At 68.3% G+C, this 22764-nt stretch carries 21 protein-coding genes and 2 pseudogenes; 13 read left to right on the top strand and 10 right to left on the bottom strand.

From position 1 onward, the window contains the following. Nucleotides 1–3 precede the first annotated feature (3 nt). From ACIPC1_RS17690 to ACIPC1_RS17650, 9 genes are all read left to right on the top strand, one after another. Entirely contained in the window at nucleotides 4–702 is a 699-nt protein-coding gene (locus ACIPC1_RS17690; protein ID WP_402517882.1) for an SRPBCC family protein, read from the top strand. Next, on the top strand, nucleotides 699–1361 hold the full coding sequence (locus ACIPC1_RS17685) for an isochorismatase family protein (RefSeq protein ID WP_402517880.1): 663 nt from the start codon (nucleotides 699–701) through the stop codon (nucleotides 1359–1361). The genes ACIPC1_RS17690 and ACIPC1_RS17685 overlap by 4 nt, the downstream gene beginning before the upstream one ends. 20 nt (nucleotides 1362–1381) lie before the next feature. Beyond that, nucleotides 1382–2236, top strand: a complete 855-nt coding sequence (locus ACIPC1_RS17680; protein ID WP_402518784.1) for an alpha/beta fold hydrolase — start codon at nucleotides 1382–1384, stop codon at nucleotides 2234–2236. A gap of 78 nt (nucleotides 2237–2314) precedes the next feature. Then, on the top strand, nucleotides 2315–2797 hold the full coding sequence (locus ACIPC1_RS17675) for a MarR family winged helix-turn-helix transcriptional regulator (RefSeq protein ID WP_402517877.1): 483 nt from the start codon (nucleotides 2315–2317) through the stop codon (nucleotides 2795–2797). 70 nt (nucleotides 2798–2867) lie between these two features. Further along, nucleotides 2868–3638 carry an aspartate/glutamate racemase family protein gene (locus ACIPC1_RS17670; protein ID WP_402517874.1) on the top strand — a complete coding sequence of 257 codons (771 nt, stop codon included), beginning with the start codon at nucleotides 2868–2870 and terminating at the stop codon, nucleotides 3636–3638. A gap of 4 nt (nucleotides 3639–3642) precedes the next feature. After that, entirely contained in the window at nucleotides 3643–4926 is a 1284-nt protein-coding gene (locus ACIPC1_RS17665) for an XdhC family protein (RefSeq protein WP_402517871.1), read from the top strand. Nucleotides 4927–5719: 793 nt separating this feature from the next. Beyond that, entirely contained in the window at nucleotides 5720–7240 is a 1521-nt protein-coding gene (locus ACIPC1_RS17660) for a purine-cytosine permease family protein (protein WP_402517868.1), read from the top strand. Then, nucleotides 7237–9900, top strand: a complete 2664-nt coding sequence (locus tag ACIPC1_RS17655; protein WP_402517867.1) for a hypothetical protein — start codon at nucleotides 7237–7239, stop codon at nucleotides 9898–9900. Before ACIPC1_RS17660 ends, ACIPC1_RS17655 begins: the two co-directional genes overlap by 4 nt. A gap of 322 nt (nucleotides 9901–10222) precedes the next feature. Next, entirely contained in the window at nucleotides 10223–11146 is a 924-nt protein-coding gene (locus tag ACIPC1_RS17650; protein ID WP_402517865.1) for a peptidase, read from the top strand. A 195-nt stretch (nucleotides 11147–11341) separates the two neighbouring features. Here the strand turns inward: ACIPC1_RS17650 and ACIPC1_RS17645 are convergent, their stop codons facing one another. From ACIPC1_RS17645 to ACIPC1_RS17635, 3 genes are all read right to left on the bottom strand, one after another. Next, nucleotides 11342–11575: a hypothetical protein gene (locus tag ACIPC1_RS17645; protein ID WP_402517863.1), complete on the bottom strand. Its 234-nt coding sequence runs from the start codon at nucleotides 11573–11575 to the stop codon at nucleotides 11342–11344. Between the two features lie 637 nt (nucleotides 11576–12212). Then, nucleotides 12213–12620, bottom strand: coding sequence for a nuclear transport factor 2 family protein (locus tag ACIPC1_RS17640; RefSeq protein WP_402517861.1), 408 nt, complete (start codon nucleotides 12618–12620; stop codon nucleotides 12213–12215). 77 nt (nucleotides 12621–12697) lie between these two features. After that, nucleotides 12698–13261 (bottom strand): isochorismatase family protein, encoded by a 564-nt coding sequence (locus tag ACIPC1_RS17635; protein WP_402517858.1) that lies wholly within the window; start codon nucleotides 13259–13261, stop codon nucleotides 12698–12700. Nucleotides 13262–13532: 271 nt separating this feature from the next. Here ACIPC1_RS17635 and ACIPC1_RS17630 point away from each other — a divergent pair, with 271 nt between their 5' ends. Continuing rightward, nucleotides 13533–14774, top strand: a complete 1242-nt coding sequence (locus ACIPC1_RS17630) for a serine hydrolase domain-containing protein (RefSeq protein ID WP_402517856.1) — start codon at nucleotides 13533–13535, stop codon at nucleotides 14772–14774. Between the two features lie 183 nt (nucleotides 14775–14957). Here ACIPC1_RS17630 and ACIPC1_RS17625 read toward each other — a convergent pair. After that, a pseudogene (locus ACIPC1_RS17625) lies at nucleotides 14958–15197 on the bottom strand (IS982 family transposase); the annotation flags it as partial. Nucleotides 15198–15261: 64 nt separating this feature from the next. Then, a complete protein-coding gene (locus ACIPC1_RS17620) occupies nucleotides 15262–15810 on the bottom strand; it encodes a GNAT family N-acetyltransferase (RefSeq protein WP_402517853.1) in 549 nt (182 codons plus the stop codon). A gap of 16 nt (nucleotides 15811–15826) precedes the next feature. On the opposite strand from ACIPC1_RS17620, the gene ACIPC1_RS17615 reads away from it, so the two are divergent. Beyond that, nucleotides 15827–16444: a class I SAM-dependent methyltransferase gene (locus tag ACIPC1_RS17615; protein WP_402518782.1), complete on the top strand. Its 618-nt coding sequence runs from the start codon at nucleotides 15827–15829 to the stop codon at nucleotides 16442–16444. Nucleotides 16445–16501: 57 nt separating this feature from the next. Here ACIPC1_RS17615 and ACIPC1_RS17610 read toward each other — a convergent pair whose 3' ends face one another. Both ACIPC1_RS17610 and ACIPC1_RS17605 read right to left on the bottom strand, forming a co-directional pair. Continuing rightward, nucleotides 16502–16690 (bottom strand): hypothetical protein, encoded by a 189-nt coding sequence (locus ACIPC1_RS17610; RefSeq protein ID WP_402517851.1) that lies wholly within the window; start codon nucleotides 16688–16690, stop codon nucleotides 16502–16504. Nucleotides 16691–17328: 638 nt separating this feature from the next. Further along, the gene (locus ACIPC1_RS17605) at nucleotides 17329–17847 is read right to left on the bottom strand and encodes a TetR/AcrR family transcriptional regulator C-terminal ligand-binding domain-containing protein (protein WP_402517849.1); all 519 of its coding nucleotides are present in this window, start codon (nucleotides 17845–17847) and stop codon (nucleotides 17329–17331) included. Between the two features lie 298 nt (nucleotides 17848–18145). Between ACIPC1_RS17605 and ACIPC1_RS17600 the strand changes: the two genes are divergently transcribed. After that, nucleotides 18146–19051 carry an amidohydrolase family protein gene (locus ACIPC1_RS17600; RefSeq protein ID WP_402517847.1) on the top strand — a complete coding sequence of 302 codons (906 nt, stop codon included), beginning with the start codon at nucleotides 18146–18148 and terminating at the stop codon, nucleotides 19049–19051. A 76-nt stretch (nucleotides 19052–19127) separates the two neighbouring features. Next, on the top strand, nucleotides 19128–20096 hold the full coding sequence (locus ACIPC1_RS17595) for an amidohydrolase family protein (RefSeq protein ID WP_402517845.1): 969 nt from the start codon (nucleotides 19128–19130) through the stop codon (nucleotides 20094–20096). 281 nt (nucleotides 20097–20377) lie between these two features. Here the strand turns inward: ACIPC1_RS17595 and ACIPC1_RS17590 are convergent. The 3 genes and pseudogenes from ACIPC1_RS17590 to ACIPC1_RS17580 form a co-directional block, all read right to left on the bottom strand. After that, a pseudogene (locus ACIPC1_RS17590) lies at nucleotides 20378–20578 on the bottom strand (YnfA family protein); the annotation flags it as partial. 183 nt (nucleotides 20579–20761) lie between these two features. Further along, the gene (locus ACIPC1_RS17585) at nucleotides 20762–21052 is read right to left on the bottom strand and encodes a hypothetical protein (protein WP_402517844.1); all 291 of its coding nucleotides are present in this window, start codon (nucleotides 21050–21052) and stop codon (nucleotides 20762–20764) included. 90 nt (nucleotides 21053–21142) lie between these two features. Further along, on the bottom strand, nucleotides 21143–22354 hold the full coding sequence (locus ACIPC1_RS17580) for a DMT family transporter (protein ID WP_402517843.1): 1212 nt from the start codon (nucleotides 22352–22354) through the stop codon (nucleotides 21143–21145). Nucleotides 22355–22764: the final 410 nt, after the last annotated feature.

Here is a 22764-nt window from a genome sequence, read left to right as displayed (position 1 = left end):
CGTATGCAGCTGACCAACACGGTTCCGGTCAAGGCCTCGCCGGACGAGGTCTTCGCCCTGATGAACGACGTCGAAAGGGTCGCCTCCTGCATGCCGGGCGCCGCGCTCGACGGGCAGGACGGCGACGTCTGGCAGGGCAGGGTCAAGATCAAGGTCGGTCCGATCAGCGCCGCGTACGCGGGCACGGTCCGGTTCCTGGAGGTCGACGCCGAGCGACGGCGACTGCGGGTCCACGCCCGCGGAGCCGACACCCACGGCAACGGCGACGCGGAGGCCGAGGTCGCACTCGATGTGGTGGCGGCGCCCGAGGGCGCGCTGCTCCAGCTCTCCACGGACCTGGTGATCCGCGGCAAGATCGCCCAGTTCGGCAAGGGCGCGATCGCCGCCGTGTCGGACCGGATCCTGCAGCAGTTCGCGCAGAATCTGGGCAGCCTGCTGGACGCGGACCGGGCCGGGGGAGCGGCTGCATCCCCACACGTGGGTACCGACTCCCCGCGGGTGGGCGTCACCTCTGCTCCCGCCTCGCAGCCCGCCCTCGCGCAGGACTCCGAACTCGACGGCCTGGCCCTGCTGCTCGGTCCCGCGGCAGCCAAGTACGGCCTGGTCGCAGGGGCGTTCGCGGTCGGCCTCTTCGAGGGCTGGCTGCTGGGCAGGCTCACCGCCCAGGCCCGGGAACTGCGGGCCCTGCGGAGGTCGTCATGAGCACCGCGCGCTACGGGCCGGAGACGGAACACACCTACGCGCGTGCCGGATTCGGCGCCCCCGTGCGTCGTGGCAGCCGGCCCGCGATCGTCGTGGTCGACCTCACCTGCGGCTTCACCGAGGAGGCCTTCCCATCAGGCGCGGACCTGACCGATGTCGTCGGCGCCACGGGCGAGCTGATCGAGGCGGCACGTCCGGCCGGAGTGCCGGTCGTGTTCACCACGATCGCCTACACACCGGCCGAGGCGGCCGGTGACGCCGTCGTCTGGCTGCACAAGGCGCCGGGCATGCGGTCCCTCGTCGAAGGCAGCGAGGAGGTCAGGGTCGATCCCCGGCTGCCGCGCGAACCGCAGGACCACCTGATCGTGAAGAAGGGCGCCTCAGCCTTCTTCGGCACCTCGCTGGCCGCCCTGCTGACCGGCCTCGGCCGGGACACGGTGCTGGTGTGCGGGGCGACGACGAGTGGCTGCGTACGGGCGACGGCCGTGGATGCCGTGCAGTCCGGGTTCTCGGTGCTGGTGCCCGGCGAGTGCGTCGGCGACCGGGCATCCGGCCCGCACGAGGCCAACCTCTTCGACATCCAGGCCAAGTACGGCGACGTGATCGGCCTCAAGGACGCCGTCGCCTATCTCGACGGCCTGCCGAGGAGCGCCCCGTGACCCCACCGCCCGAGGACCCCATGACTTCCGCACCACCCGCCCGTTGCCTGCCGCAGTCCGCGCTCGCCGATCTGGCCGACGTGCCCGCCACGAGTCGCTGGGTGCGCTCGGGCGGCACGCGCCTGCACGTCCTGGACTACGGCGGTCCGGGCGTCCCGCTCGTCGTGCTGCCCGGCATCACCGGCCCGGCGATCACGATGGACTTCGTGGCACGTGAACTCACCGATCTGGTACGGCCGTTGGTCCTCGACGTACGCGGGCGAGGGCTGTCCGACGCGGGAGGTTCGTACAGCCTTGAGGAGTACGCCGAGGACACCGAAGCCGTCATCACGGGGCTCGGACTCGACCGGCCCCTCCTCTTCGGACACTCGATGGGCGCGCGCATCGCGGCCGTGACCGCCGTCCGGGGCAAGGTCGCCGTGCGCGGCACGGTGCTGGGGGACCCACCGATGAGCGGTCCGGGGCGCGGGCCCTACCCCACCACGCTGGACGCCTTCCTGGGCCAGCTCGCGCAGGCCGTGCGTGGCACGGACGCGGATGAGGTGGCACAGGCGTGGCCGCGCTGGCCGCGCCCGGAGCAGGCACTGCGGGCGCGCTGGCTGGCCAGCTGCGCGCAGGACGCCGTCGTGGCCACCCATCGCGGCTTCGAGACCGAGGACTTCTTCCAGTGGTGGCCCTCGGTACCGGGCCCTACGGCTCTGCTGTACGGCGCGGACAGCCCCGTCGTCACCGCCAAGGGCGCGCAGGAGGCGGCCCGGCTGCATCCCTCGGCCGTGTTCCGCAAGGTCCCGGACGCCGGCCACATGCTGTTCTGGGACAACCCTCCCGTCGCACTCGCCGAGCTGAGGGAGGCACTGCGCCCGATGCTGACCTGACAGCCGTCCATGGCCCCCGTTTCCGGACCGTCCCGGTCCGGGTGCCGAACCAGGCAAAGGCCGTGCTTAAGTGGCTGCATGGCTGACGAACCCGCTACCTCGACCTCCACCACGCCCAGGCCTCCCGTCGCGCTGACGGCCGCGCCCGGTTACCAGGTCCGGCGCCTCTACCAGGCGTACCTGGCGATCTGGATCCGCGCGGTGGACCCGACACTCACGGGCCCGCAGTTCGCGGTGCTGCAGACCGTGGAGTCGGCACCGGGCCACGATCAGCGGTCGCTGGCATCGGCGGTGGCCCTGGACACGTCAACGATGGCGGACGTCGCCAGGCGGCTGGAGACCCGAGGCCTGATCGTACGCAAGACGGCCGCCGCCGACGGCCGCCGCAAGCTGCTCTATCTGACCGAGGAGGGCCGGCAGACCCTCCTCGGCGCGAACGCCCGGGCGCGCCAGCTCGACCAGCGGCTCCTGGAGCCGTTCGGAGCTGAGCGGCGCGAAGAAATCATGCACCTGCTCACCTCCCTCGCCGACCACTGGGAGGGACTGACCGAGAACTCGTAACCCGCTCGCTGCGGGCACGCCACGGGTTCTGGGTCGCCACCGTACGGACACCAGATATCCGGAGGATGCCATGACCGACCACCACATCGGCCTGATCGTGCCCAGCTCGAACCTGACCATGGAGACGGAGCTTCCGCGCATGCTGCGGGACCGTGAATCCGTACGTCCCGAGGACCGGTTCGTCTTCCACAGCAGCCGAATGCGGATGCAGCACGTCACGCCCGAGCAACTGCGTGCCATGAACGCGCAGACCGGGCGCGCGGCTCTGGAACTCGCCGATGCCCGCCCCGACGTGGTGGCCACGGCCTGTCTCGTGGCGATCATGGCGCAGGGACCGGGGTTCCACTGCACCGCGGAGGACGAGATCACCGCCGTACTCCGCGACCAGGGCGCACAGGCGCCCGTGATCTCCAGCGCCGGGGCCCTGCTCGACGGCATCAGGGCCCTGGGGGCACGGCGGGTCGCGATCATCACCCCGTACATGAAGCCGTTGACCCGCGTTGTCGCCGACTACATCGAGGACGCGGGCACCGAGGTGGTGGACGCGCTGAGCCTGGAGGTGCCGGACAACCTGGCGGTGGCTCGCCTCGACCCCGCCGACCTGCGCGATCACTGGCGGCGCCTCGACCTCTCCCGGGCCGACGCCCTCGTCCTGTCCGCATGTGTCCAGATGCCGTCGCTCCCCTCGATCCAGCCGGTGGAGGACGCGGCGGGCCTGCCGGTGCTCTCCGCGGCCACCGCCACGGCGTACCGCATCCTTGCCGAACTGGGCCTGCCCACTTTCGTGCCCGGCGCCGGCAGCCTGCTGAGCGGTCGCGTCCCCAGCTCCGCCACGGCCTGAACCCATGAGGGAGATCCTGGAGACCCTCGACGGCTGGTGCGCGACAGGCACCCGGTTTGCCGTTGCAAGCGTCGTCGCCACCTGGTCCTCGTCCCCGAAGCAGCCGGGCGCGGCGATGGCCGTGTCCGAGAGCGGGGAGGTGGCGGGGAGTGTGTCGGGCGGTTGTGTGGAGGCCGCTGTCTACGAGCTGGCGTGCCAGGCCCTGGAGACCGGTGAGGTGGTCACGCAGACATTCGGCGTCGCCGACGACGACGCGTTCGCGGCGGGTCTGACCTGCGGGGGCACGCTGGAGATCTTCGTACGTCCCGTCGCGGAGGGCCAGTTCGCCCCGTGGTCGGCCCTGGCCGCTGCGGTCCGGGAGGGCCGTGCGGCGGCGATGGCGACGGTGCTGTCAGGTGCGTCGGCGGGAGCATGTCTGCTCGTCCAGGACGACGGCACGGTGACCGGCTCACTGGGAGAACGTGACCTGGACGCGCAGGCACTCCTGCGGATGCGACGGCTCAGCCCGTCAGGCCTGCTGGGGGAGTCGTGCCCGGGCGGTGGATGGGCCGCGTCGGCCGATGATTCACACGGGCACGGGCACGGGCCCGGCAGCGCGGACGGCGGGGGAGCCACGTACAGCCGAGTGATGAGCGCGGACAGCGACGCCGAGATCGGCGACCGTCCGGCAACGGGCTTCCTGGACAAGGGAGTTACGCGGGAGAGGCTGCCGGACGGGACCCGTCTCTTCCTCGAATCCTGCACGGAGCCCCCGCGCCTGCTGATCTTCGGCGCGATCGACCACGCCGGAGCACTGGCACGACTCGGCACCTTTCTCGGGTATCGAGTCACGGTGTGCGACGCGCGGCCTGTCTTTGCCACACCTGCCCGATTCCCGGATGCACACGAGGTCGTGGTCGACTGGCCGCACCGGTGGCTGAGCGGTACGAGGGTCGACGGGCGCACCGTCATCTGCGTCCTCACCCACGACCCGAAGTTCGACATCCCCCTGCTGGAGGTCGCGCTGCACACGGACGCCGGTTACATCGGAGCCATGGGCAGCAGGCGCACACACGAGGACCGGCTGCGGCGCCTCCGCGAGGCGGGCGTCGACGAGAGGGCCCTCGCGCGGCTGCGCTCACCGATAGGGCTCGACCTGGGCGGACGCACCCCGGAGGAAACCGCCGTGTCCATCGCGGCGGAGATCATCGCGCTGCGCGAGGGCGGCACGGGGCGGAGTCTGACCGAGACCCGCGCTCCGATTCACGCACTCCGGGCCTCAGCCTCCCTGATCGCCCAGCGGCTGTGAGGCGACCTCACGCTGTGCGCGGTGACCGGGAAACAGCGCCCGAGACCGCCAGGAGATGGGGTCGGCCAACCCTTGACGGAGAGGCTCCATCGGGAGATAGTCAGCATCCGGACTAATTCTCCGGCGTGGCGGACGCGGGCGGATCGCGATCAGCCGCATCCGGCAGTGTGTCCAGCGAACCGCTCGGAAACCGCACAACGTCGTGACCGGCCCGGTTCATATCGACACCGTGCGCGCGGTCGACGGGCGACCGCCATCGCGGGTGCCGGCCCCCATCCCTGTGGCCGACGTACCCCATTCCACCCCAGCCTCGGGACACCCCCGTGATGAGGCCTCCACCGCACCGTCAACTCAGCAGGACATGACGAGAATCGTCTCGAGTAGAACGGATGTCTCCGATATGCAGCAAGGTGGAAAGGCCCCCGCGCGGGCTGACGTCGCCCGGCAGACGGGAACATCCGGTGCCCTGGTGAGTTACGTGATCAACGAAGGGGCACGCCCGGCCACTCCCGCGACAGGTGACCGTGTCCGTGCGGCCCTGGTCCTCGCCGACTCCGCCCGGGCCGTCGAGGACGCGTTATGAGGGACCAGGCGCGAGCCGACGGCGCTGGTGAAGGCGGTCACACCCCTTGCCGGCTGATGCTTCCGACACCCTGCCGTCCGGCAGGAGGCGGGCGAGCCGGCCGCGGCACATTCCACGAACGCCCCCGCAGGACGTACTGCGGAAGGCCGGCCGACGACGTGCTGTCGCCTGCCCACCTCATCAGCGGCGCCATCCCGAAGGGAACAGATCATGACTGACATCTCGGCACCCACTGTGTCGCCACCCGTTGTCTCGGCTGTCGAACAGAACGGGGTGAACCCCGTCCCGGACGCGGAACGGCATGGCACACCAGGCGGCTTGTTCCCCGTCTGGTTCTCCTGGAACGTGTCGATCCTCGGGGTCAGCCTGGGCATCTACGTGTTCGGTGTCGGCCTGAGCGCCTGGCAGGCAATCCTGGCGGGGATCCTGGGGTACGTGCTGTCCTCGACGCTGGTGGGCATCCTCGCGGTCGGCGGTCCTCGTACGGGCCTGCCGACCCTCACCCAGACCCGGTCTGCTTTCGGTTTCCACGGCAACAAATTCCCCACCTTCTTCGCCTACCTGTCCAACGTCGGCTGGAAGGTCACCCTCATCACGCTGGCATCGACCTCGGGGGCCAATCTCCTCGCCAGGCTGTGGCCGGGCCCCTTCGCCGACGGACACGGTGAGGCGAGCATTCCGGCGATCGTGCTGTGGTACATCGCGGTGCTCGTCGTGTCCGTGACGGTCGCGGTCTACGGCCACCAGATGATCCTCAAGGTGGAGAAGTGGATCGCCTGGCTCACCGGGGTGATGACGGTGGTGTTCATCGGCATGGTCGTCCCCCATATTCAGTGGGACCGGATCGGCGGCGCGGCGAACGGATCACTGGCCACCTTCGTCGGCGGGGTCATCCTGGCCATGACGATGGTCGGGATCGGATTCCTGCACTACGGCGGCGACTTCGCCCGCTACCTCCCGCGCAGCACCAAGGCGGGCAGCGTGATCGGCTGGACCACCTTCGGCATCGTGCTTCCCGTCGCCGTGCTGCTCGTTCTCGGTGTGCTGCTGGCCGCGGGCGACTCCGGTCTCGGCACCGCGGCCGCGAACGATCCCATCGGCGCCCTCACCGACCTGTTGCCCCTGTGGTTCTTCATCCCGTTCACGATCGTCATCGTGATCTCGCTGGTCGCCGCTGCGATCACGGGTCTCTACTCCTCGGGACTCGCGCTCCTCGCGCTGGGAGTGCCTGTATCCCGGGCCGGAACCACGGTCATCAACATGGTCATCATCTCAGCCGGCGCCTTCTACCTGCTCTTCCTCTCCGACTCGTTCCTTGCCACCTTCCAGGCCTTCCTGGCCCTGATCGCGGTGGTCATGGGAACCATGGGCTCGATCCAGCTGCTCGACTTCATCCGCCAGCGGCGGCTGGGCTGGAACGTCGATCTCGCCAAGCGCGCGGGGGAGGGCGGCCGCAGTGGGCGGTGGACGGCGCTCCTGTCCCTCGGCGTCGCCACCGTGATCGGCCTGGGCCTGGTCACCTCGTCCGACCCCAACCTCGCCAAGGTCGTCGGGTTCCTGCTGTCCGACTCGGCGAAGAAGGGTGTCGTCGGCAGCACCAACATGGGTGTCCTGATCGCGATGGTGGTCGGCGCCGGGATGTACGCGTTCCTCACCTTCGTGCTGAAGATCGACCCGAAGGGCACCTACGCAGCGCAGCGTGAACCCGAGCTCGTGAAGGTCTCCTCATGACCTTCGAAAACCCCGATCAGTGGCACGCGCCGGCGACCTACTGGTTCTGGCACCGGATTCCGACGGCCGACGAGATCCGGGAGCAGTTGGACACCCTTGCCGCGGCCGGGTTCAAGTCCTTCCAGATCCAGACCCGGCTGTCGTTCCCGATCGAGGACTATCTCGGGCCCGAATATCTCGCCGCATGCCGACTCGCCGCCGACGAAGCGGCGAGCCGGGGACTGATGCTGGGCATCTACGACGAGTACAACTGGCTTTCCGGGCACGCGGGCGGACGTACCGTCAGCGGTCGCGATGAACTGCGCGAACGGCACATGTTCTGCACCACCGGGGAGCCCGTCGGAGAGTACGCCGAGTGCGCCGTCGACGAGATCCGCGCCAAGGACGTGGACTATCTGCTGGAGCCAGGAAAGAACTGGGTGTTCTCGGGCGGAGTCATGCGGTGGGACGAATGGGAGATCGTCGCGGCGCTCGCCCATCCGGCCGGAGACATCGATTCCGAGGACTCCATCACGGACGTCACGGAGCACGCTCAGCTCATCGAGTCCGGCGAGTCCGGATGCCGAGTGCGCGTACCTGCCCAGGCACTGGCAGGTCAGTCGGCCGTCACCGTCTTCGTCGCCGCACGGTGCGCGTCGAGCCGCATGATCAACTACCTGCTGCCCGAGGCGGCCCAACGCTTCCTCGAAGTCGGCTACCAGCCCTACGCGGAGGCCTTCGGCGAGCACCTGGGAACGACCGTGAGCTACGTCTTCTTCGACCAGCCGCACGGGTGTTTCTTCGACTGGCGACAGCGCCGCGCCCACGTCGACTCGTCGCTGATGTACGCACCCACCGTCGTGCCCGCCGACCGTCGCGTCCTGTTGTCCCTGGCGCGCGAGGTCGGTCCGCTGACGGCGGCCTGGCGGTGCGACTTCTTCGAGCGCTACTCGGCCGTCGGGATCGACGCGTTCTTCGGCACGCTGTCCAAGTGGTGCACGGAGCACGGCGTGGCCTTGTCCGGCCATGAGGTGCTGGGTTATGTCTCCTCCTGGAATCCCGCCGCCACGATCATCACCGAGGATCCGCGGACGAACTTCGGCACCGACTACTTCGGCCTGGACCGCTGGCGCGACATCACGGCCGTCGACGCACGCAATGAACACCCCCAGATCAGCGCCAAGTTCGGCGATTCCGTGGCCCGTTCGAACGGTCGCAGCGGCTGCATGGTCGAGCAGTACTTCGCCCGCACCGAGACCGGCTCGCACTTCGCGGCAGGCCGCTGGGAACTCACCCTGGGGCAGTTGCGCGACCAGACGGTCCGTCACCACCTGTTCGGCGCCAGGCAGTTGCTGATGCACGCCTTCTGGCTCACCGACGGTCACGAGGGCGATGAGCTTTTCACCAATCCCCGGTTCGACTTCGCACCCGGCGTGAACTTCGAGCCGTGGTTCGCCCACCACCGAGAGTTCGCGGAGGAGTCGGGCAGGCTGTCGGAGTTCCTCGACGGAAACGGGCCGCTGGACGAGGTCGCCGTCCTGTATCCCCTCAGGACGAGCTGGGCGGAGGGTCCCACCCATTCCTACGGCGAGCACACGGCGTTCTGGACCGAGTATCTGGCCCGTGCGGGACACGACTTTCATCTGGTCGACGAACGGGACCTGCGCGCGGGACGGCTCGCGGGCCGTTACCGTGCCCTGATCCTGCCCGGTGTGTCCGTCCTCCAGGACGACAAGACCCTCGACGCACTCGCGGAGTTCACGGATGGCGGGGGAGCACTGCTGGCCTCGGGCCCGGTCCCGCACGCGACCCAGACGCAGGGCACCGACGACCGGGTGAGCCGACGGATCGGGGAACTGCTCGCCGGACCACGGGCCCGGCACTGGCCGGGTATCCCGTCGGCGGCCTCCGTCGAACCCCATCTGGACCGCTCGCTCGCCAGCCACCTGGCGATCGACTTCGACGGCGCCGTGTGGTCACGCCGGACACTCGACGCCGACGGGACCCGGATCGCCCTGTTCAACGACGACGACTGCGAGCGAGCCGTCCACGTCCGGCCCTCTCAACTCCCGGCCCAGGTCACTCGGTGGCGGCCGGAGTCCGGCGTGGTCGGGGCCCCGTTCGAGATCGACGGCGCACTGCGCCTGAGCCTGGCTCCCGGTGAACTGGCCTGCTGGCACCTGACCCACGGGCCGCGCACGGTGCCGGCTCCCCTCATCATCGACCGAGGATGGGAGCTCACCCTCGACGCCGCCGAGCAGGCGATCGACGTCGACCGCGGCTGGGAAGAACAGGGTTGGCCCGAGTATTCGGGCATCGGCGAGTACCGGAACACCTTCGACATCAGCGCCGCCGACCTGGCCTGGCCCGACTGGGAACTCGTCCTGCCCGTCGTGCACACGAGCGCCGAGGCCGAGATCAACGGACAGACCGTGGGCCGGTGGGGATGGGCTCCCTTCCGCTGCAACGTCGCCTCGTCCGTGCTCCGTCCAGGACGCAACGACCTGCGCATCCGCGTCGCCTCCACCGGGGCCAACCACTACTACGCCGGCACCCGCCACCAGGCCGGGGCAGCCGATCCGAGCGGACTCGCCGCCGCTCCACGGCTACGACCGCGGATGGCCGGCCTCGCGGACCGACCGGAGCGAGGTGCCGGAACCGCCCAGGACTTGGCTGGTTGACTCCGGCGCGGCTGGGAAGCGGGCGGACTCGGGTGCGGCTGGGAAGCGGGCGGCCATCGGTGCATGCCCGTCATGCCGTGCCGATGGCGGGACAGGGGCCCGCCTAGGAGTGTCTCCAACTCCCGCGTCTCCAACAACCGTGTCCCGGAGTCGAGTTGGTCGACCGGCGACCCATCCCTCCGTGCGGGATGCGTCGGCATCCCCTCCTCCCACTTCCGGTGTGCCACCAGGAAAAGTCCCCTCGGTACGCACCGTTGATCTCCCGCGGAACCCCGTGCGACAGTGAGCGCGTTTGATCACTTCACGAACCCGGAAGGTTCCCATGCGCTTACGTCGATTTGCCCTCACCACCCTTGCCACGGCAGCGAGTCTGTGTGTCGCGCTGACGCCGGTCTCGGCCGTCGCGCAGGACCGGCCGACCGGTACCCCCATCGGGACCGGCGCGGTCGTCAACACCAAGTCACGTGCACAACTCGACGCCTACTGGACCCCGGAGCGGATCCGACAGGCCAAGCCGATGCCCGCGCCCGAGAGCGTCTCCGAGGTGCAGCCCACCTCGGGCCCTGCTGCCGAGGCCACCGGCGAGCCCGTACACATCCCCGCGACAAGACCGACGGTGAGCTCGGGAGTTGAGGCCCAGGCCAGTGTGTGGGGGACCGTGGGACGCCTGTACTTCACGATCCCGGGCAAGGGCGACTACATCTGTTCTGGCAACGTTGTCACGAGCAACAACGGCTCGGTGCTGGCCACCGCTCGGCACTGCGGGTTCGGCGAAGGCGGCACCAACTACCGCTTCGCTCCGAACTACAACACGGGTAACGCGCCCTACGGCTGGTGGGGCTGGCGCAGCGCGGGCTGGGTCACGGGAGGCGGTCAGGAGAACGACAGCGCCTTTCTCGTCCTGGACACTCCGGGCGGCCGACGTGTGCAGGACGTCGTGGGCTCCACCGGGCTCGGCTTCAACTGGTCGAGCAACTACGCGCACATCATCGGTCTGCCGGCCGACAAGGACTACGCCGTCTGGTGCGAGGGTCAGGGCTACGCCGGACCCGACGGGCAGCGCCTGATGAACAACTGCAACGGCCTGTCCGGTGGCGCCAGCGGCGGTGCCTGGATCGAGAACTACCAGCCCGACGGCTCCGCGATCCAGACCGGCGCCTACTCCGGCAGCTACGGATCGGCTGCCGCCACATCGGCGTACGGCAACTCCGCGTACAACGTCTGGAACGGGGCCCAGAACAGCTGACGGGGCAGCAGCCCGCGCAGCGTAGAACCGCTCGTCGGCCGAACTGAGAAGCCCTGTTCCAACCGGTTCTGTACCGAGGCCGAGTGGGTTCGCTCGCTTGAGTAGCGGGCCCACTCGTCTGTAGCGGGTGGTGCGTTTCCCAACGGTCTCAACCGCTACGCAAGGGAGTCGCCCAACACCTGTGTCGAGACACCTTCACCTTGTCACGCCCGGCTCGCGCGGCTTCTGAGGCGGAGGCTGAGGACGATGCCCATGGTCGCGCAGGCAGAGGTCGCCGCCGGTCAGTGAGAAGGCCGCGTCCCACAGGAACTGCCAGGCGGTGCCTGCGGGAACTGCTTGCCAGTCGGGGGCGAATGTGAGCAGGGAGGTGATGGCCATGAGGATGAAGGCGGGGATGAGGAGGGCGCGGACGGGCAGGCCGCGTTTCATGAGTGCCGCGGTGCTGATCGAGCGGCGCCTGCTTCTACTGCCTTGGAGTATCCGCAGCAGGGCGCAGTACAACGGACTACGAGAAGATCACGTACACCTACACCCTGGCAGCCGCGCAGGCAGTAGCTGCCGACAATCCGCACTTGACATTCGTATACGTATCGGGAGAAGGCGCCGACAGTACAGAACGCGGGCGCATGAACTGGGCCCGGGTGAAGGGTCGTACGGAAAACGCTCTGATGGCCATGGACATGTACACCTACGCTTTTCGCCCCGGATGGATCCAGCCCACGCACGGGGTAACCTCCGGCACCGGGTGGTATCGATTGTTGTATCGGCTTACGTCCTGGCTCTATCTGATCCTGCGTCGACTGGCACCCCGATATGTGACCAGTACCGAGGAGATGGGGCGTGCGATGATCGCTGTCGCTCGACTCGACGGTGCTGGGCCCCATGTTGTGCGGGCACCGCAGATCGCACAACATGGGTCATAGGCCCGAGCCTTGATGAACCGCCGCGGCGCCCCTCTGTCGGAACCCCTGGTCGCCGAGCGGCTCACTTCGCGTTCCCCCGGCGGCTTCCCGGGCCAACTGCTCAGTAGTGGTTCGCTCTTCGGACTGTGGAAACGGTCACGTCCTCAACTCATCAGCTCCGGGGTGAAGTAGTCGCGCAGGCGGGCGATCTTTCCGTCGCGGATGCGGAAGATCTGCACCAGCGAGATGACCGTGTCCTCGCCGTCCCCGTCGAATACCGTGTCGATTTCGGCGATGAACACATCGGGACTGGAGGTGGTGTGCAGTACGTATCCGGTCTTCTCAAGGTTCGGTGTGCGGTCGTCCTTCACCGGCTGTTCGTAGTACGTCGCCATTGCGCTTCGGATCTCCTCGCGACCTGCCAACCGTTTGGGGAAGGCTGCGTCAGCAGGCATGAGTGGTGCCTCCCAAACGCCATCTTCGGTGAAGCTCTCGGCAAGGGCATCGGCATTCCGGCTGATGGTGCCGGCGAAGATGTAGCTCTCGAAGATCTGCTGCGGCGTTCTGGACACTGGGGCCTCTCTGGACGTGGACGAATACGTCTTTGCAGCGGTGCACTTGGTGTTGATGAGGGCGGAGGCTCGCAGATTCAAGCGTGGTCAGGACCCTGGGGAGCAGTGAAGTCCACATCGGCAGCCGGCAGGACACGGATGCTGCGTGCCAGGAAGTTGATGTGCCGGTAGATGGCGTTGTGGTGCAGGACGGCCCGGTCGGACGCGACGAACCCGTCGACGTCCGGACGGGCTGAGGTGGTGTGGCCGTCGGCGACGAGCACGAGGTCGTACCCGCGGCTGAGTGCCTGCCGCGCGGTCGTGTCCACGCAGAACTCGGTGGCGAACCCGGTGACGACCACCTCGGTGACGCCGAGTCCCGAAAGGAACGGGCCGAGGTCGCTGTCGAGAAAGGCGTCGGCGCTGCCCTTCCGCACGGTCTTCTCGCCCTCACCAGGGGCCAGTTCGGGCACGATTTGCCACGCCTCAGTGCCGGGCTCCAACCCAGGGCCGTCGTGCTGGACCGTAATGACAGGCACGTTGGCGGCACGGGCACGTTCCCGAAGCAAGGCGATCGTGGCGATGGTCTCCATCGGCCGGTGAGCGATAGCTAGGGCGGCGTTCTGCATGTCAAGGACGAGGAGCGCGGGTGCATGCGGCATGGGGACACCGTAATGGGAGTGCGGATGGCTCGGCGGGGGTTGTCAGTCGGCGGCTGACAACGGGGACTCCAACGGCTCTGGGGTTCAGTGGCCCTGGTCGCCTGTGTTCCGGATGTCCCTTCCTTGCGCCCACGCGCTGGGTGCGTCCTGGCCACCGTCCGGGATGTCCCTCACCGGCTGGCCCGACCCGGGGCCTGAAGACATCCCCACCCCGCTTCCGGAGGCTGCCGCCATGGGCGCGGCCGGCCCGCCCCCGGCAGAGTGCGAGAGCATGAAGGCAACAGTGATGACCTCGCGGGCCCGGCTCGCAACTGCCGCTGTGCTCGCTGCCGCCGTCGTGTCCACGGCCCTCGTGCCCGGTGCTGTGGCCGCCCCTCGCCCGGCGTCCGCGGACATCGCGGACGGTCGGTTCACCTCCCGGCAGCTCCAACGCGAGACGGACCGCGTCCTTACGGAGGGCGGTTTCGTCGGCATCACGGTGCGGGTGCGCGACGGCGTTCGTACGGTGCAGGCCCGAGCGGGCGAGGCCGAGTTGCACACCGGCCGACCTGTGCCGAGCGAGGCGGAGTTCCGGATGGGCAGCGTCACCAAGACGTTCGTGGCCACCGTGGTGCTGCAACTCGTCGCCGAGGGCCGCCTGTCCCTGGACGACACCGTCGAGCGCTGGCTGCCGGGTGTGGTGAGCGGCAACGGCAACGACGGCAGTCGCATCACCGTCAGGAATCTGCTGCAGCACACCAGCGGAATCCACAACTACGGTACCGAGGAGGACATCGGGAACACCGCAGCCGATTTCGAGCGGACGCGATTCGACCACTGGAACCCCGAGCAGCTGGTCGCCGGCGCGGTGCGCCACCAGCCGGACTTCCCGCCCGCCTCGGCAGATGACCCCGAGCCCGACTGGAACTACTCCAACCCCGGCTACGTCCTGGCCGGAATGATCATCGAAAGGGCCACCGGACGGCCCTGGGCCGCGGAGGTGCGCGACCGCATCATCCGCCCACTCGGCCTGACCGGCACCTACGCCCCCGGCGACAAGCCTTACCTGAAGCCTCCGCACGCGCACACGTATCACCTGTTCCCCGACTCGGGCACCTGGACGGACACCACAGCGAGGAACGTCTCGTCCGTGGACGCGGGCGCTGCCCTCGTCGGCACGGAACGCGACCTGGACCGTTTCTTCACCGCCCTGCTCGGCGGCCGCCTGCTGCCTCCGGCCCAACTCGCGGAGATGCGTAGGACTGTGTCCGTCGGAAAGGACTTCGAAGTGGGGTTCCCCGGCCTGCGATACGGCCTGGGACTGATGCAGCAGCCTCTGACCTGCGGCGGCCATACCTGGGGCCACGGAGGGGACTTGGAAGGGTTCACCGTGCGCACCGGCTTCACCGAAGACGCGCGCAGCTCGGTTGTCGTCGTAGCCAACGGCACCGGCAGCAGCTACGAGCAGTTGCTCGCGGCAGAGCGGGCCGTCCGCGGGCTCGTGGACCGCGTTCTGTGCGCCGATGTCGGATGACGCGGCCCCAGGCGCGAGACCCCAGGTACGCGGCGACCTGCCGCGCCGACCGACCGCGGTCTGCGGGGCGGAACCGTGGCGGCAGCGCGGTGACCCTCATGTGCGGGCAGTCGTCGGCGGTGGTGCCGTCCGGGGCTTTGATCGGGGTCTTGATGCCGGGCCGCTGCCGCTCGCCCCGTGTGTCACCGTCTCGCGTGAGCGGCCGCACTCCACGGGTGTGGAGTCCACGGTCCACATGTCGTCGCTCCACAGGGAGGTGTTGCTGGCCGGGATCCGGGTGACCTCGCGGAGTAGCTCGGCGTCGGTGAGGTGCGGCGCGATCCTCACGGTCGGCCGCCACGACGCCAAGTCCAGATGCTCCTTGAACAGGTCGTCGGTTGTCACATGGAGTGCGGTCTCGAGAGTGTCCAGGTTGTTCGTCACACAACGATCTTGGGCACCCTCGTTCTCGCCCCCACGAACAGCCCTTGGAAGACCTTCTACGGCGTCACGCGGGGTTCGCCCACTCCTCGCGAAGCAGCCCGAAGAGCACCCGGTCGTAGCGCTCTCCCTCCACCAGCACCGCCGACCGACGGCGGCCTTCCTCACGGAAGCCCAGCCTGGTGAAGGCGCGCACGGCGCGCTCGTTGCCGCTCCACGTGTCCAGCTCCAGCCGGCTCAGAAAGTACGCGCCGAACAGGTGGCCCACGAGCAGCCGCATCGCGTCACTGCCGTGGCCGCAACCCCAGAACTCTCGCTCACCGATGGTGACTCCCAGGGTGGCCACTCCGGCGTGCGGGTCCAAGTCCCGATAGTCGGCCATGCCTATCACCCTTCCGCCTGCCAGGTCCTCAACCGTGAACACGGCCGACTCCCTCGGGCTCAGGCGCAGCATGGTGTCGAAGCCGAGCCCGATCGCCTCTGCTGTGACCGGGCCGAAACACGGATCGCCGGCCGCGGCCCAGCGCACCACTTCCGGGTCGTTGCGCCACCGAAGATGATGCGCCGCGTCTTCGGCGCGCAGCGCACGGAGCCTTACCAAACTTCCTTCGAACATCGCGCAACTCTAATGGATCGACGCTTCGCCAGGGATGATCGCCGAGGCCCGCCGTCTGCACCCCGCGATGTCCTTCGCGGTGCTGGACACGCCGCCGACACTGGCGCGGCCGGACGAGAGCGTCGATGCGGTCCTGCTCTTCGCGGTGCTGACCTGCATTCCCGGAGACGACGCGCAACGACGGCCGATCGGGGAGCTGAGCCGTGTCCTGAAACCGGGCGGACTGCTCTACCTCAGCGACCTTCATCTGCAGGACGACCAGCGCAATCGCGACCGCTGTGCCGGTTTCGCCGAACACTACGACACCTACGGAGTGTTCAGGACCGATGACGGCGCATGTAGTTTCCGCAGATCCGTGAGCACTCGCGGCCCTCTGACCTGGGGCGTTGATATCGGTGAGCACTCTTGGCTGTGGACGTTATCGCCTGATCATGAGCAAAAGCCCTGTGTGAACGCTCTTTGCGCGGTAACGCTGGGTAGTGGTCGCTGTCCTACGTACCTGGGCGCGCAAGTGCGAGCGTGGCTGGGAATGGCTACTCCGACGTGGCGGCCAGCAGGTCGTGCCCATGACGGACCGTTGGAATTCTGGGGGAAGGGACGCTTCAAGTGTCGCGAGGATCGCCGGTTTGGGTAACCGGAGATCGTCGTCTACGTTGCAGCGGCCAGCTTCGGCCGAGGGCGTCAGGAGTGATCAGATCGGGCCTGGGCGATCCAGACCGGGTGGTTGTGGTCGGTCGTAGTCGAGACGCTGCAGCAGTAGCTGCGCTTCGTCGAGCAGGGCCTGACCGCGTGCCGACGGGGCGACTGGCCGTTTGCGGTGGTTGAAGATCGCGAAGCCCGCGGCCGTCTCCAACTTCTTCAGGTCCGGCGACAGCGGCACGTCGAGGTCGGCGAAGGGGCTCAGTCAGTGCCGCCGCGCGGCGCGTGGGATACCCGGGAAGCAGCGGCCAGGCCAGCGCCTGCGCGGCCTGGGGGTCTTTGAGGCGCGAGGCCGCCTTGATGTTGACGACGCGCACCGCCCCCGAGCCCATCACCAGAAGGAAGTCCGGAACGTGGCTGCGGACCTTGCCGTCGATCCGTGCCACCATGCGCAAGGGCTGGGCATAGTTGCCGCACACCGACGGGTCGAAGTCAGCGAGCAGCAGGCGGGCCAACTCCAGCCGGCTCTCGTAGACGACCTGGCCGCCCGTCGTCGCCGAGGCGTAGTCGCCCGAGTAGTGCGCCATACCGTGTACGGACCCGGCGCCCACGGGTCCGACTCGTCGAAATTCCTCAAGCGCAGCAGGTTGAAGGGGACTTCGCGAGTCGACCCGTCGATGTACCGAATCGACGCAGTAGGAGTGTTGTGCCTGCTACGGCTCTTCCTCGGATGCTGTGCGGCCATAGTGGAACGGTGCGGTAGGAACGCGCCGCCTAAACCGGAAGATCGTTAACGGTCGACAACTGGCAACTATTGAGCGTTGCCGTTGTCCATGATCACGCGGAGACGAGCCGGCACGGTTCTGGGCGCAACTCGACTCAGGCGGCGGTCAGTGGCAGGAGCACCTCGCTGATGATCGCGTCGACTTCGGCGCGGCCGACGGTGCCCGTGTCCATGGACTCGACGATGATCAGGCGGGGGCCGACGGACGCGACGCGGGGCGTGACATGGCACGGGTCGATCTCGCCGCGGTCCGCGGCTCTCCGCAGGACGTCGAGCACGATGTGCTGGTGCGGTTGGATCACTAGGCGGTGGACCTGCTCGTAGAGCTCCGGGTGGCGGGCGCGTTGGCTCATCAGGGGAAGCAGGGCGCGTCCGCGGGGTTCCTCCAGGATGCAGGCGAAGGAGCCGAGCAGTGCTGTGAGATCGCCGCGCAGAGTCCCGGTGTCGGGCGTGAGCGGCCAGCCGAAGCCGACCACGGGGTCGGTCAGGGCGGCGAGCACCAGTTCCTTCGGGGTGGACCAGCGGCGGTACAGCGATGACTTCCCGGTGCCCGCCCGCAGGGCGATTCTGTCGAAGGCGAGTTCCTCGAAGCTGGTGAGGGCCAGTTCCTCCATAGCTGCTTGGTAGAGCGCTCGGGCGAGCTCCTCGCCGCGCCGGCGGGTAGCCCTGGGGGTGACCGATGCCGTTCCTTCGCTCGCCACGGGAGGGGATACAGGCTGGTCAGGGGGTTGCGTGCCTGGTGCTCGGGTGGCGGCGTCGGAGGGATCACCGGATGGTTGCTGAGAGCTCACATGTGCCGTTATAGCCCGGCGCACCGGCGTAAGGCGAGCAGACGGTGGGTGTACCGTGGCATTAGTGGACTAAATTGTCTCTTATTTACGGAGGTCCGCCACGCCACCCGACCGCATCGATGTGCACCAGCACGTCATCCCCCCGCGCTACCAGGCATTCCTGGACGGACGCGGCATCTCCACCGGAGGTCTCGCCCCGGTATGGAGCGAGGATCTCGCGCTGAAAGCGATGGACGCGCACGGCGTCGGCACCGGCATCGTGTCCCTCTCAGTGCCGGGTGTGCTCCTGGGCGGGGGCGATGCCGAGGCGCGGAGCCTGGCCTGCTTGGTCAATGAGTTCGGAGCCGACCTGGCATCGCGGCGAAGCGACCGGTTCGGCGTCTTCGCCACCGTGACGCTCCCGGACGTAGTGGACCGCATGACCGAGGCCGCCCATGCCCTGGACAACCTCGGAGCGGAAGGCGTGGTCCTGTCCGTCAATGCCGAGGGCGCGTATCTCGGCGACCCGCGCTTCGCGCCCCTGCTGGCCGAACTCGACCGACGGCACGCCGTCGTCTACATCCACCCCTCGCACCTGGAGGGGCCCGCAGCCGAGGGCATTCCGCCCTATGTCGCGGACTACCTGCTGGACACCACGCCCACCGTGGTGAGCCTGGTGCGCGGCGGCGCCGTACGCCGCCGGCCGAACATCACGTTCATCCTCTCCCACGGAGGGGGCTTCGTCCCGTTCGCCGCCCACCGCCTGGCGATGACGATGAGCTACGACAGCGACCGCACCGTCGAGGAACTGCTGGCCGACCTCAAGACCTTCCACGTGGAAACCGCGCAGGCGGCCAACCCCGTCGCCCTGTCGAGCATCCTGGGATTCTTCGGTGCCGACCATGTCCTGTGGGGCGCATCGTCTTCGCCGTGGACTACCCCTTCGTCGGCAACGAGGGCGTGCTCCCACTTCGAGCAGGCCAACCTCCCGCAGGAATCCAAGAACAAGATCGCCCACGAGAACGCCGAACGCCTGCTCCGCCTGTGATCGCGCCGATTGCGCTGGCGCGAGCCGAGCCACCCTGCGGTACAGAGGTCCGCCGACCGATGAGAGGAAACCCTCGATGAGCACCCCTGATACCTCCGCTGCCCTGATCGACGTACACGCCCACTTCGTCACTGACTCCTACATACGGCAGGCCAAGGCCGCCGGCCATGAGCACCCCGACGGCATGCCGGGGTGGCCTGCCTGGAACGTGCGGAGTCACCTGGACCTGATGGACCAGGGCAACATCCGCACGGCCATGATGTCGGTCTCCTCACCCGGCACCCACTTCGGCAGCGACCCAGCTGCCCGGGCGCTGGCCCGCGAGGTCAACGAGTTCGGCGCCGGCCTCAAACGCGACCATCCCGACCGCTTCGGCCACTTCGCCTCGCTGCCGCTGCCCGACGTCGACGGCTCCCTGGTTGAACTCGCCTATGCCCTCGATGAGTTGGGCAGCGACGGCGTCGCCCTGGAAACCAGCGCCGAGGGCGTCTACCTGGGCGATGAGCACTACCTGCCGCTGTGGACCGAGCTGGAACGCCGCAACGCCGTCGTCTTCGTCCACCCCACCTCCCCGCCCAATTACCAGACCGTCGCCCTGCACCGGCCCCGGCCGATGCTGGAGTTCATCTTCGACTCCACCCGCACCGTCAGCGACCTGGTCTTCGCCGGAGTCCTGACCCGCTACCCGCACATCCAGTGGATCTTCACCCACGTCGGCGGCGCACTGCCCCCGCTCGCCGACCGCATGGAACTGTTCCGGACCCTCTTCCAGGGCGGCGATCCCGAAGACCCAACCGTCCAGGACCAGGTCCGCAGCCTGTGGTTCGACATGGCCGGGACCCCGTTCCCCCACCAGGTCCCGGCCCTGGTCGCGGCCTTCGGCAGCGAACGCCTGCTGTACGGCAGCGACTACTGCTGGACCCCGGCCGGTGGCACCGCTGCCCAGATTGCCTCCCTCGACAGCGCCGACCAGCCCAAAGACGACACCTGGCGCGCTCTGACCTCACGTAACGCGGCCCACCTCTTCCCATCCCTCCGCACCTGAACACCCCCTCCACCTCCGGCCGTGTGCCCGTCCATGGTCGAGGTGGCGGGAGCATCTTGACTCGGGTACGCGGTATCCGACGCGCGGCGAGGCGCTGCGGTCGAAGTGGTTCGGGAACAAGCGTGATGCCCTTCTTGGGTAGCGGGTGGGATGTTTCAATGATCGCGACGAAGGCCGGTTTCCTAACCGGCGATCACCGGCTATGTTGCGCCGCCGGGGGCGCTTGCGGAGCTCGATTCGCGGGCTGGTGCCTGATCCGCGCGGCCCGTAAGTGTCCGCGCGGGGCGGAACATGATGACCGCCATCCCGGCGAGGCAGACGAGCGCGCCGATGACGTCGAAGCGGTCGGGGCGGTAGCAGTCGGCGACCATGCCCCAGGCGATCAACCCGGCGACGAAGACGCCGCCGTACGCGGCGAGGATCCGGCCGAAGTTGTCGTCGGATTGGAGGACCGCACCGTATGGACCGAGCGCGTCGACCCCCTCGGCACTCGATACATCACTGTTTCCACCATGAACGGTCATGAGTCGGCAGGGATTCAGATCCTGCCCCGCAAGCCGACCCCGCACCATCACGCTCCCACCCACTGACACCCCGGCCGCGAAACGGGCGCCACCGGCGGGTCGTCGTCCGCACCCGGGGGCGCCGACCAGCCGACGGTGCGACTACTCGTCCTCGTCGTCGGGGACGAGCACCTGACGATCGAGGTCGGTCAAACAGTCTGCGTAGTCAAGACGGACGGCTGCCGACACTAGCCGGTCGTACTCGCCCTGCCGCAGCGCGAGCCGGAACGAGTTGACCGTGTTGATGAGGTAGTCGACCGCGATTTCCGCCTCGTCATTCGCGACAAGGGCGCGAACCGAACCGAGGGCTCGCACGGTTTCTCCCCGAGCGGAGGCCCGTTGCTCCAGAGCATCGACCACCGCACAGATGATGTCGTCCGCGGAACTCTTCATGGGTCGTCCTCATCCTCCGGCCGAGTGAGAGTGACTGGAAGTTCATGAGACACAGCCCTACCCGATCCGCGGTGTGCGGGTCGAGCCCGGTCACCTTTGTGGGCTGTGATCGGCCAGTGCGTCGGTGGGTTCGTGGAAGGCCGGTTGGTATTCGTCGTCCTCCAGGCGTGGTCTGCGGAGGTGAACGGTGTCGAAGGCTCCTGCGCCGTGGTAGCTGAATCTGATGGTCGGGCTTTCGAGTTCGGGGTGTTGTGCCCAGTCCAACCGGGGATCGGGTGGGCCGACTTGACGGTATGTCATGTTCTGTGCTGCGAACGGTGGTTGAGGGATGTGAGGGGCGTAGGCCGGGTATGGGGGTGAATCCTGGCCCTGTCTGCCTGGCTGCGCCGCGGGTTGTTCCTGGGCGCTGCTTGTCACTACGACGGTGACGCCGACGATGATCAGCAGGAGCCCGGGGATGGTTGCGGGCTCGATGCCCTGGTCCATCAGCCACCATGCCCCGAGTGCGGCCACAGGGGTCTCAAGGAGGAGGAGAACGCTGATCGTTGTTGCCGACACCCTGCCGAGGACGAAGTTGAGCGAGCCGAGTCCGAGGATCTGAGGGAGGAGGAGAAGTCCGAGCAGCGACAGTTGGGTGGATCTGTCGAAACCGGTCAGCGAGATGTCGGCGAGCCAGCAGACGGCGAGGAGTTCCAGGCCGCAGATCATGGAGGTGAAGGTCGAGTAGAGGGGTGTGCTCACGTCGGCGCGTGACTTTTCACTGAGCGCGGTGTAACCGGCCTGGGCGATGGCCCCCGCGAGTGCGAGCAGGTCTCCCAGGAGCGCGGTGCCGCCGGACCTGATGTCGAGACCGGCTGCCGCGGTCGCTCCCAGGACGGAGAGGGCGAGCCCGGCCCAGGTCCTGCGTGAGGTCCGTACACCCTGGCCTGCCGCGATGAGGGCCTGCCAGACGGGCTGGGTGGCGACGAGCGCCGTGGACATGGCGACCGAAGTGAGCCGGGTGCTGGTCATGAAGGCCGCGAAGTGGAGGGCCAGCGAGGTGGCCGCGAGGAAGCCGAAGACCAGTGGCCGCCACTGTTCCCGGCGCAGGATGCCGCGCTCACCGCGTACGACACGTACGACCTCACGGCGGCGCAACAGCAGCAGAAGGGGGCCGAGTACGGCGAAGCCCAGGCAGTTGCGCCAGAAGGCCATGGCGAGCGGCGAGGCGGTGGCGGCGGCGGTGAGAGGGGCGGTGGCCGAGATGGCGACGACGGTGACCGCCATCGCCACCACGGACAGTGGGTCGATCTTGGATTTCATGCGTGCACACCGCCGTCCGCCGTCGCTTGTGAAAGGAGTGCGGGTCCTTTCACCGGTGTGCAGCGGGGCGGTGCACCGCCCTGCGGCAGATGTACGGCATCGCTCGGCGCGGGGCCGAGCAAGGTGAGACCGCATGGGCCGAACGCGGGGGTCAAGCCGTCAACGGTCTGTCCAGCATTGGTCATTGAGTACGCAGTTCCTGTGCGGTGAGAGGAGGAGGGGGACTGACTGAGGGCTTGGAGGGCGGAGGTGAGCCCGGGCCTGGTCGGCGCGTACCTGTCCTTCAGGTCACCTGTGGGCGGCCGGAGCTGGGCGGGGACGGCGAAGGGCGTTCACCGCACATGGACGGGGTAGGAGTCCCATGCGGCACCCCCACAACGGGAGTTACGGCTCTACGGTTCGAAAGAAAA

Source organism: Streptomyces sp. NPDC087263, from assembly GCF_044744645.1.
Lineage (GTDB): Bacteria > Actinomycetota > Actinomycetes > Streptomycetales > Streptomycetaceae > Streptomyces.
Note: the sequence above shows the minus strand (reverse complement) of the source record. Positions and strands in the feature narration are given on the sequence as shown.